At 44.9% G+C, this 11,234-nt stretch carries 8 protein-coding genes; all 8 read right to left on the reverse strand.

Annotated features, from left to right (window positions below; genetic code table 11):
* On the reverse strand, positions 1–543 hold a 543-nt coding region (locus IQR33_RS00915), incomplete at its 3' end, for a cellulase N-terminal Ig-like domain-containing protein (RefSeq protein ID WP_193843435.1).
* Positions 544–606: 63 nt separating this feature from the next.
* On the reverse strand, positions 607–1,602 hold the full coding sequence (locus tag IQR33_RS00920; protein ID WP_053304111.1) for an ABC transporter ATP-binding protein: 996 nt from the start codon (positions 1,600–1,602) through the stop codon (positions 607–609).
* 47 nt (positions 1,603–1,649) lie between these two features.
* Positions 1,650–2,633 carry an ABC transporter ATP-binding protein gene (locus IQR33_RS00925; RefSeq protein ID WP_005380040.1) on the reverse strand — a complete coding sequence of 328 codons (984 nt, stop codon included), beginning with the start codon at positions 2,631–2,633 and terminating at the stop codon, positions 1,650–1,652.
* 2 nt (positions 2,634–2,635) lie between these two features.
* Positions 2,636–3,661, reverse strand: a complete 1,026-nt coding sequence (locus tag IQR33_RS00930) for an ABC transporter permease (protein ID WP_025768199.1) — start codon at positions 3,659–3,661, stop codon at positions 2,636–2,638.
* Positions 3,662–3,663: 2 nt separating this feature from the next.
* Positions 3,664–4,650 (reverse strand): ABC transporter permease, encoded by a 987-nt coding sequence (locus IQR33_RS00935; RefSeq protein ID WP_005380038.1) that lies wholly within the window; start codon positions 4,648–4,650, stop codon positions 3,664–3,666.
* Between the two features lie 170 nt (positions 4,651–4,820).
* Positions 4,821–6,503, reverse strand: a complete 1,683-nt coding sequence (locus tag IQR33_RS00940; RefSeq protein ID WP_005380037.1) for an ABC transporter substrate-binding protein — start codon at positions 6,501–6,503, stop codon at positions 4,821–4,823.
* A gap of 781 nt (positions 6,504–7,284) precedes the next feature.
* Entirely contained in the window at positions 7,285–10,671 is a 3,387-nt protein-coding gene (locus tag IQR33_RS00945; RefSeq protein WP_005380036.1) for a response regulator, read from the reverse strand.
* 226 nt (positions 10,672–10,897) lie between these two features.
* Positions 10,898–11,234 (reverse strand): methyltransferase (locus IQR33_RS00950; RefSeq protein ID WP_193843436.1); only part of this gene is annotated, 337 nt, incomplete at its 5' end.

Raw genomic sequence — 11,234 nt, forward strand, 5'->3', positions numbered from 1 at the left:
TTCGCTTCCTTCAAGCAACGAAACCCCTTTTAGGATGTTCCAAACCACCATTGGGGTTTGTTGAGGATTCAAATAATTCGCGTATGAAAGGTGACTTAAATACTTGCTAACGTCTCCTGATGCGTCGTACCAGCCGCCGTGTACATCAACCTTTTTATTGGAGTTTAGTACTGGAAGTTGTCGATCTTGTTGATCGAAGATCCCGCCGCAACGTTGCGATTTGAAGTAGTGGATCACATCTGACAAAGTTTGATCCAACAGAATGTGTTCGCCAACGATGAAAGAGGAAGAGCGCGTATCTTCTACTTGCAAGAAATAGTCACCTGACGTTGTGAAAGAGGAAAAGTCGATGAGGTAGAAATAGCCCTGATGCCAGTTCGCCACTTTACCTTGTTCTTCAACCGCAAAAGTTGCCACGGTTTGCTCGCTAGTGGCACAAATCAATTGAGCAGTGTAAGAAGACAAGTGTGGTTGTTCGGTCTGGATAATGGCTTTCTTTGGGCCCAGACGTTCATAACCAATGTGGTTAGTCAGTAGCAGCATTCAATGTCTCCGGGAAACGATAAAAACAGGAATGGGTCAGGCTGAACCTGACCCTCGTTATGATTAATCTTCAAATAAGTAACAGCGGACAAAGTGGTTGTCGGACAGTTGAGTGACGCCTGGTAGTCGTTCACGACATTTGTCGGTAGCGTGTACACAACGTCCAGCAAATGGACAGCCGACAGATTCTGGTGTCCAAAGTGGGATTTCCCCTTTGTTGCCTTTCAGTTTCTCGTGAATAGACTTCGATGGATCTGGAACCGCAGATACCAACAGTTGCGTATATGGGTGTTGAGGGTCGTGAATGATTTCTTCAGTATCGCCCCATTCAACCATGTGACCTACGTACATGACCGCAAGATCTTCAGCAATGTAACGCGCTGTTGCGATGTCGTGAGTGATGTAAAGCAGAGACATTTGTTTCTCGAACTTCATCTCTTCCATCAAGTTCAGAACACCGGCACGGATTGATACATCGAGCATCGATGTTGGCTCATCCGCCAATACCACTTCTGCACCAACTGCGATGTTACGAGCTAGGTTTACACGTTGACGCTGACCGCCAGATAGCTGGTGCGGGAACTTTTGCGCCGTTTCTTTTGGTGGAATAAGACCAACTTGTTCAAGTAGGTCGTACACACGCTCTTCCAGTTCTTTCTTGTTGCACGGTGCTACTTTCTTATGAATCAGCAGCGGGCGCGCAATATGGTGGAAGATATTGTGCGTTGGGTTTAGCGAGCCAAACGGGTCTTGCCACACCATTTGTACACCTTCACGGTAGGTCATTAAATCGTGACGAGAGGTGATGTCTTGGATATCACGACCTTTGTATTCAATGATGCCATCGGTTGGTGCGTACATTTTTGCAATCATTTTGGCAGTAGTAGACTTACCTGAACCAGATTCACCTACCACTGACAAGCCGCGGCTCTTGTACATTTTGAAAGAGACGTCGTTGATTGCGCGCATCTTAGATTGTTTGATTGAGTTACTGTTTAAAGGGAAGTCCTTAACGACATTTTTACCCTCAATCAGCAGTTCGCCGAATTGTTTGCTCATAATTCTCTCCAGTGTAATTTTTGTTCTTAGCTGGCGTTTTTTTGTTGTTAAACCTTAGCTTGAGCAATGGTGTCGCCGTACAAATGGCAATTTGAGAGGCGACCTGGTTCAATTTGACGTAATTGGGTTGGTACACGTGTACATGCTTCATGTACGCGATCGCAACGAGCTTGGAAGCGGCAGCCCCGTGGTACTTCTAGCAAGTTCAACGGGTTACCTGGAATGCCAGTCAATTTGGTCTTTGGTCCAGTTAGTGGAGGGAAAGAGCTACCCAAACCTTTGGTGTAAGGGTGGTAAGGACTTTCCAGAATTTGCTTAGAAGGCGCGACTTCAATCAACTCACCTGAGTACATGATGCCGATACGATCCGAGAACTCGACCATCAATGACAAGTCATGTGTGATGAACAGAATTGAGAAACCAAACTCTTCTTTAAGCGCGTAAATTTTTTGTAGAATTTCACGTTGAACCACTACATCCAATGCGGTAGTCGGTTCGTCCATGATGATCATTTTTGGGTTCAGAGCCAAAGCGATTGCGATTACTAGACGTTGACGCATACCACCAGAGAACTGGTGCGGGTAATCACTCAATCGGCTAGGGTGGATATCAACGATTTCCAGCAGACCTTCAGCGCGTGTTTTTGCTTGAGCGCGAGTCATATTGGTATGACGCATGATGACGTCACAGAACTGCTCTTCCATGGTTAGAACAGGGTTCAAAGCGTTCATCGCACTCTGGAATACCATCGACATTTCACTCCAGCGAAACGCTTGCATGCGATCATCGCTGTACTGAAGGATATCTTCACCGTTGAAGATAACCTCACCACCTGTGATAAACGCTGGTGGCTTATGAAGGCGCATTAGTGAGAAGGCAACAGTGGATTTGCCACAGCCAGATTCACCAGCCAGACCGAATACTTCACCTGGTGCAATGTCGAAGCTCACGTTGTTACAGGCGCGGACATCGCCCGCGTCTGTGATGTAGTCTACGCATAGGTTACGGATGGAAATTAGTGGTGCAGTCATGATTATTTATCTCCGCTCCATAGTGCATTTTGTGGTGCCAGTTCAGGCTCACGCTCTTTCTTGTCTTTTGCTGCTAGTTTTTTCCAGCGTTTCATGCCTTTGTGAGAACGAAGTTGAGGGTTCGCAATTTCGTCAACGGCAAAGTTCAACAGAGCAAGACCAGTAACCAGTAGTGTTAGGGCAATACAAGGTGCTAGTACTTCCCACCATGCGCCAATCAGCATGGCTGATGAGGTTTGCACGTTGTAAAGCATGATGCCCCAACTGATCGTGTTGGCATCACCCAAACCTAGGAACGAAATGACCGCTTCAGTGTTGATCGCCAGCATTACTGAGCCAATGAAGCTCGCACCGACAATTGGGATAAGGTTTGGTAAAATCTCAACGAAGATGATGCGGAATGAAGACTCTCCCAATACTTCGGCAGCTTTAACGAACTCTTTCTCGCGTAGTGCCATAGTTTGAGAGCGGACAACACGTGCACCCCATGCCCAAGAAGTACCAGCGATAATCAAGGCAATGGTGAGTGGGCCTGCTTCACCGATAAAGGCCGCCAACACGAATAGCAATGGATACTGCGGGATTACTAACATGATGTTCATCGCGGCACTCAATACGTCATCCACTTTGCCGCCGAAGTAACCTGCCGATATACCAATGACTGTTGCTAAGAAGCACACGATGATGCCAGCGCCAAAGCCTACACCCAGTGATACTCGTGCACCGTAAGCCACTTGCGACCAGATATCGCGACCCATTCGGCTAGTACCTAATACGTGGTCGGCCTTTTTAGACATAATCAGCGTACGACGATCGTCTGCTAGGTTTTTAGCGACCCAACCATCAGGATTGTTTTGTGCCTGTTTTACAACAAAGCTTGGGTATTCGTGCGGGTTACCGGTTCGCTTGTCTGGCGCATGCTTTGTAAGTAAAGGAGCGGCAATCGCAACGAACACGAACAGCGTAACAATGCCAAGACCAATGCGAGCGAATGCGTTACCTAAAATAAGTTTGAATAGTTCTTTCATGATTATTTGCCTCCCGTACGTAGGCGAGGGTCTAGAATCATGTACAGCATGTCAGCCATTAAGTTGAAGCACAGCATGAACATCGTCATGATAATTAACTGACCTTGAAGTACTTGGTAGTCACGAGCGTGAATTGCGTTCAATAGAACAGTACCTAGGCCTGGGTAGTTGAAAATCATCTCGATGATTAATTGACCTCCAATGGCCATACCTAAAGACATAGACAGTGCGGTAACACTTGGAAGTAGTGCGTTACGTGCGGCGTAATTAAAGACGACGCGGTTTTCACTCAGCCCTTTACCTTTAGCCATCGTGATATAGTCTTCGGCGAGAAGGTTGATCATGTTGTTACGCATGTTAACTAGGAAGCCACCAATTTGAACGATGGTTGCACAGAATAGAGGTAATACAGCGTGGTAACCCACGTTCTTGATGAACTCCCAGCTTGTCCAATCAGGAATAGTACCTGGCGTGTAAGCATAGCCAGATGGGAACCATTTCAGGCCAATCGCAAAGGTAAACAGCGCTAACATTGCGATAACCATTTGTGGAATAGCTTGAATGATCAATGTACCAGGCGTTACGAATGCATCGTACTTACTACCGCGCTTCCAGGCGGCAAAAATACCAAGGACAGAAGCGATGGAGAAAGAAAGTACAACCGCAGTACCAGCTAGAAATAGTGACCAGCCAAATGCACTACCTAGTAAAGAATTAACTGAAAGTGGGTAGAACTGGATTGAGGTGCCCAATTCCCAACTTAGAATGTTTTTAATGTACGAGAAGTACTGAATGTAAATTGGCCCATCAACGAAACCGAGCAGTTCTTTCATTGCTGCGATTCGTTCTGGAGTCACCTGTACTGAAGCATTAGCAAACATCATGGTAACTGGGTCACCAGGCATTGCTCGCGGAATAATAAAGTTTAACGTCGCTGCAACTAAGAGCGCGACAAGATAGAACGACAAACGTCTTAAAAAATAACCCATAACTCACACCTTACTCACCCAGATTTTTTCCCTGTTTCTGGTTTCAGGTCGCTCCTAGCGAAATTTAGAGCGAAAAATCCCCTGACGACGAGCGCCACATATTGGTTTCGTTAACAAGGGATTTTTATAGGCGGCACACGGGATGTATGCCGCTTGAAATGAACTTCTACTTATTTAACTGGTTTTAGGTCCAGTACGTGAAGTAGACGCTCTGGGATACCTGCCCAAATGTTTGGACGGCCCTTAGGGTTTTCTTCGTTCCACCAACCAGTGAAGCGAGTTGTGTTGTATTGGTACATGTACGCGCCAGATAGCACAGGAATAGTTACTTGGTCCTGAGCAATGATCTTCTGAATGCCATGAGCGATCTCTAGCTGTTCTTGCTTATCTGCTGTCTTGTAGAAGCTGTTAAGAAGACCGTCTAGCTTATCGTTCTTGTAGAAGTGCATTGCAAAGCGAGGCATGCCGTCACCAGCTTGTAGCTTCGAGTTGTAGCCACTATCCCAGTACAAGTGTGGATCTGCACCGTGGAAGTAGTTGGTGTAAGCAACGTCGTAAGTACCTTCTAGCATTGCTTGGTTGTATACCGAGAAGTCCGGTGTACGAGCACGAGCTTTAATGCCCACTTCTGCTAGTTGCTCAACGGCTAGTTGTACTGTGTTGTTGAAGTCAGTCCAACCGTTTGGTGATTGAATTAGAAGCTCGAAAGACTTGCCAGATGGTGTATCCACAAAGCCATCTTTGTTTACATCTTTGAAGCCAGCTTTAGCTAGAAGCTTTTTCGCACCTTCCGCGTTGTATGTGTTGTAGCCTTTGTACTTGTTGTGCGTCTCTTCATCAGACCAAGCTTCGAATGCGTAGCCAAGGCCAGATGCGAAGTCGTTCACTGTACCGCCGCCGTAGAAAGCGATATCAATAATAGTTTGACGGTCTAGCGCCATAGAGAACGCACGACGGAAGTCAACGTTAGTTAGCGCTTCGTTTTTCGCAGCGTCTGGGTTTTTGAAGTTCACTACAAATGCTTGAGTACCCGCTGGTGGGTACCAGTAGTGGTGATTCGGACTTGCTGCAGCGTACGTACGGTCGATGTCTGGTACGAATGAAGACGTCCAGTCCATTTCGCCGTTAACGATTTTGCCCAAGAATTGGTCGTTGTTCGCGATTTGCGGCACACGCAGACAGTCTACATCTAGGTTGTCTGCATCCCAATAATTCGGGTTCTCACACTGGATATATAGCTGCGGTGTGAAAGTGTCGATTTCGGTAAATGGACCACTGCCTACTGGATTTTCGTTTGTGAATGTTGCTGGATCTTTTACTTTGCTCCATACGTGCTTAGGTACGACGGGTACTTTCGCAATTTCGTAAGGAACGTTTGAGTTTGCTTCGCTTAGACGGAATTTAACTTGGTAGTCGTTAACTTTTTCTACGCCAGTCACCCAAGAGTTGATACCAGATTGGTCTAGCTCTGGCTTCTCTTTAACTAGGTTGAAAGAGTAAACAACATCATCAGCGGTAAACGCTTTGCCATCAGACCATTTTACGCCCTTACGGATATCGAAGGTTACGCTCATCAGGTCATCAGCCATGGTAAAGTTTTCTGCTAGACGAAATACAGGCGTGTTACCGTGCATTTCGTTAAAAACAACGAGCGGCTCGTAAATAAAGTCGGTTGTTGTGTGCAGGTTAGTTGCACCCAAGAAAGGGTTAAAGTTACGAACGAAAGTTGTAAACTCTTTAGGGTGGATAGTCAGTTCACTGCGTTCAGCCGCAGTAGCTACCGATGCAAAACCTGTAGTAGCCGTTGCAATAATTGCTGTTGCTAGTGCTGTTTTTTTAATATTGGCAAGCATAGCTGTTCCTTACTATTTGCTTTCATTTCACTAAATGGAATTGAATGTCATCAATTGATAAACACTCTCTAAGACCTACCTCTTGTACATGCCTTACTCATTACAACATTGAGTTTCGCCAAGAGTGGCCTGTAGGCCTTAGGCAGGAGTAAGAAAACACCTTATCCATAAAATAATCAAACTTGATTCCCGTTAAAAACGTTAAAATCTCTGAGCTCTCCGTTATAAACGTTATTTTGGCTAATTTTAACCAGTAGAGGGACAAAAAATAAACGTTGATATGCGTCGCAGTTTATATCCTTGTTAATAATGAGTGTTGGTGATTACTAACCTGGTGATCCATTTAAAATATACGTTTCTTGCTTGGTTTCTAGGTTCGGAGATCTCGCTCACATGCAGAAATGGTGTTAATTAATCAGCTAAAAATTAATCTGCCGTTCTGTTGTGATTAAGTTCGCAATCTCTATCAATAGTTCGTCAAAATCCGCTTGTTATCTGAAAAATGGCCTTTTTTATCGACAGTTTTCTTCCGTTTGTCGTCCTTTTTTTATTGTATGAATGAAGTTTTTTGGTTGCTCGAACTTACCTAATTAAGGCCAGTTAAATGGATAAGATCGTACGTTTTGAAGACCAACAATAGATAGCGATGTCTAACCGAATGTTCGTTATTGGAAATATGTTAATGGGGTAGGAAGAGGCGGTCTCTTTTATCTCTAGGAAGGGAATACTCGAATAACAAAAAAGCCCAGCATGCACGCTGGGCTAGTTTTTTTGATAAATATTAGCTGGTCAATAGTCGCTGTAGTTTATCTCGTTGTGCTTCTATGTATGCTCTCTCGGGGCTCTGTTCTTTGCAGTGTTCGAGGATGAACTCTATCGAGCTTAGCACCGTTCTCCAACGTGGTGTTTTGGGTAATGTTTCTATACGCATGTATTTATCTAAAGTGCGTGTTTGCAAAGTACTACGGTCTAGATAAACGCGCCACAAGCCACTTTGCTCTGCAAATGCGAACTTACTTTCACCCGTTACAGATTCCCAATACTCTAAAGCATGTGTCATTGCGTCTACTAGAACTTCTCGCATAAGTTCTTGCTTGTCTTTTTTATTACCGAGCGCTTTGTCTGCAAGGCGCGTAAATTCTCCGCCAAGCTCTTTTAGCTTTTGCAATTGGTCTTTGTCACCATCAAATGCATAACTTGAAAGCACTTCTACGGCGGTTTCTAGATTATGTATGCGAGCGGCACTGGCTCCACCGCCGACATTAAAGATGTACATGATATCTAACCCTGAACCTTCAGGGAGCTTAAGAATGTCTGCTTCGATGTTCTGACGAATATCTTCAATATAGATATCAATCTTGCCACAGTAATGAGGTTGTTTGACGGTTAGATATTTAGGGGCAATCAGCTCATCAGCAGATGAGCGCTTTAGCTGTTCTAAGCTGCGCTTGAATAGCTTACAAGCAGCTTCGTTAGCAAAGCGAATACGCTTGTCTTCACGTAGACAGATGATAGCTTCAGGAGCCGATTCTAGCTGTTCCAACAAACGACCTTGAGTCTCAAGTAAGCTTGCTTCAACGACTGCACGCTGTCTAAGTTCAGACTCTAGCACTTTGTTTTCCATATGGCGCATTTCTGCTTTACTTGCCGTTAAATGCGCTTGGATACGTGCCGCCAACTCTTGTTTATTAAATGGTTTCGATAAATAGTCGTTGGCTCCTGCTTCAAAACCTCTTACACGATCTTCTGTTTGACTGAGTGCGGTGAGCATAATGATTGGCAACTCGGCATGATCATAGGTTTCACGTAGTTCACTACAAACTTGGTAGCCGCTCATGCCTGGCATCATGATATCCAATAACAGAAGTTCCGGCTTCTCTTGCTCGACGAGCGCTAACGTTTCTGGCCCATCGGAGACGGTACGCACACGATAGCCCTCTAAACGTAAAAAGCTTTCAAGCACGCGTAAGTTTACTGGTTCATCGTCAGCAACATACAGTAACGGGCCGTCTGGGTTCTCTGGAAGTGATAAGTCTTCACTGTTCTCTACATTAACTTCAGGGATTTGGAAGTGTCCGTGCGCAGCTAGAGTCTGGGTTGCTTGGATTTCTTCTTCACTGGCGAGCGGTAAAGTGAAACTGAAGGTAGTTCCGACCATTGGTTGGCTACTGACGTATAACGAGCCTCCCATTAATTCGATCAATTGACGGCTAATGGAGAGCCCAAGCCCTGCACCTTGACGATAACGGCTCGCGTCTTGCCCTGCTTGGATAAGTGGTTCAAAAATATGTTCAAGTTGTTCTGCGGGAATTCCTTGTCCAGTATCCACGACTTGTACGCGTACATGATCATCTACCACATTAGCGGAGATAACAATTTTACCTTCTGAGGTGTATTTAATCGCATTGCCAATCAGGTTATATAGCACTTGTTCAAGGCGTTGCGGGTCAGCTGACACTGCTTTTAAATCCGCTGGGACTTGGTTGATGATGCGGATGGTTTTACTTCCGAGTAAATGGCTAGAAAGCTCTAAAACCAATCGTGTTGCACTGCCCAAACTCACTGCTGATTTCTGGATATCCATGCTTCCATAACGCATTTTATGATAATCCAACAAGTCATCGACTAGATTAGCGAGACGCTGACCACTTTTAATGATGATATCAAGCTGATATTTCTGGCTAGCGGGGATCGCGCCATTGGCGCCGGACGCTAAGGTTTCAGCAATCCCGACCATGCCGTGTAACGGTGTACGAAGTTCATGAGAAGTCGTGGCTAAGAACTCATCTTTTAATTTATCGGCCAATTGCAGTTCTTCATTCTGTTTCTGAATGATCTGTATGTTGCTTTCTAGTTCTTCATTTTGCTTCTTAATGGTTTGAATCTTCTCTCGAATAGAGCGTTGCATTCGTTCAAAGCTTAACGCAAGCCGACCAATTTCATCTTTACGAACCGTATTAAAAGACGTGTCATCAAGATCCCCTGCAGAGACCTTTTCGGCAACCCAAGTCAATTTCAGCAACGGAGAAGTGATAAAGTTTGATAAATAGTGAGAAGCGATCACCACAAGGATAATGGCGATCAACATAGCGATAACGAATAGTTTTTCGAGTTGATGTATACGAGCGAAAGCTTCGTTTTCTGGTAACTGTACGACGAGCGCCCAAATCACACCACGAGTTTCAATCGGTGCATAAGCCGCGATGATCTCTTCACCTAAACCGTTTGTGTAAGTGCCGACACCAAATGCACCAGAGAGTGCTTTATCGATCACTTCTAAACTGTTCTTAATGTCGTCTTGTTTCGTGTTAATTGTGCGAGGTTGGTGATCATTTCCAACCAGCAAGGTGTTAATTGATGACTCTCGGTTGGCGTCTGCGGCTAACTTAGTGATGCCATTATTTGGCAAGCGGAACATGGCATAGCTGTGTAGATAACCTTGCTGAACAATTGGTGCACCTAGCCAAGCGACTGATTTCCCCCCTTCCAGCTCGAAGTCAGACACAATCACAGGAGTGTAGTCTTCGTTTACTTTTCGACGTTCAGTCACATCATCGGCGAGACGCTTGAAAGTTTTGCCAAGTGCCGAGTCTTTGTAGGGGCCTGATAACAAGTTCGTTCCGTAGTTATCGTCTTTGTTGATCGAGTAGGTGACGTTACCATTGATGTCTACCAGCAAAATGTCATTAAAATCAGAGCGCTTGAGGAGCTCTAAGTAGGCCCAATGATAGCGTTTATGTAAAAGCCGGTAACGTTCACTTCCTACATAGTTGGATGACTCGGGTAACGTTGAGGTTTTGATTTGGTCTCCGCTGCCCTCGATGTAGCGCTGTTGGGCGTTTTTACGAGACTCTTCAATATCATTGCCTAAACGACTAAAAGCATTGACGAGACCGTAGAATCGGCCACCACTGGCGTAAGCCAACTCTGAGCGCACAAAGCCCATGACTTCGGTTTCTCGTGCCTCAAAGTAGTCGATGATTTGCTGCTGTTTTGTATCTCGAACAGACAGTAAGTGCGAGGTGCTTTGTTCTTGCAGATCTTTACTGTGGGACTGCAAGAAAAAGATCGCAGTAATGGTAAGAGGTGTGATACTGAGCACCAGAAATGCGGTCATCAGTGTACTCTGAAGGCGCTTAAATTTCTGTTTTTTGTAGAATTTAAACATGGATAAGATTACAACTCATAATGGGCAGTTCTAAAACATAATTCGCTGCCGAGGTTCTCGTTAAAAACGGATAAGATGTTCAACTAGATAGAATTAACAAAATTAACGAGTTTTTTTTCTTTGACAAGAAAGTTAGTTGTAAAGCGTGCAGGGTGACGCAGTTTTTCTTATGAGTGTTGAATTTATGAGAAAAAATCGCGCAGGTTTGTGCCTGCGCGGAGGGAAGTTATGATTTTTTCGCGTAGTAGATAGAAAATTTATTGGTCTTATTTAGCGTCTCGCAATTATTAAACGCCCGCTCGATAATTGGTGGGTATTTTAAGAAGCTATTCGCGACAATCACCATTTCGCCGTCTTTGGTTAGGTATTGTGGCGCCTGACCCAACAAGGTTTCCGCTGCGTTGTAATTTGTGTCTAGACCACTGTGGAATGGCGGGTTGCTGACGATAAAGCGGTAGTCTTTTTCGGTATCCGAGTATATATCTGATGCAAATACGCGTCCGGATAAACCATTCGCTTCTAATGTGGCTTGGCTAGAAGTGATCGCATAAGCATTAATGTCA

Origin of the sequence: Vibrio sp. OPT46, assembly GCF_015163535.1 — a bacterium.
Lineage (GTDB): Bacteria > Pseudomonadota > Gammaproteobacteria > Enterobacterales > Vibrionaceae > Vibrio > Vibrio alginolyticus.

Bases quoted from the DNA above. Each gene is read 5' to 3' on its own strand.
- IQR33_RS00920 (WP_053304111.1), bottom strand. From the start codon at position 1,602: ATGAGCAAACAATTCGGCGAACTGCTGATTGAGGGTAAAAATGTCGTT.
- IQR33_RS00925 (WP_005380040.1), bottom strand. From the start codon at position 2,633: ATGACTGCACCACTAATTTCCATCCGTAACCTATGCGTAGACTACATC.
- IQR33_RS00930 (WP_025768199.1), bottom strand. From the start codon at position 3,661: ATGAAAGAACTATTCAAACTTATTTTAGGTAACGCATTCGCTCGCATT.
- IQR33_RS00935 (WP_005380038.1), bottom strand. From the start codon at position 4,650: ATGGGTTATTTTTTAAGACGTTTGTCGTTCTATCTTGTCGCGCTCTTA.
- IQR33_RS00940 (WP_005380037.1), bottom strand. From the start codon at position 6,503: ATGCTTGCCAATATTAAAAAAACAGCACTAGCAACAGCAATTATTGCA.
- IQR33_RS00945 (WP_005380036.1), bottom strand. From the start codon at position 10,671: ATGTTTAAATTCTACAAAAAACAGAAATTTAAGCGCCTTCAGAGTACA.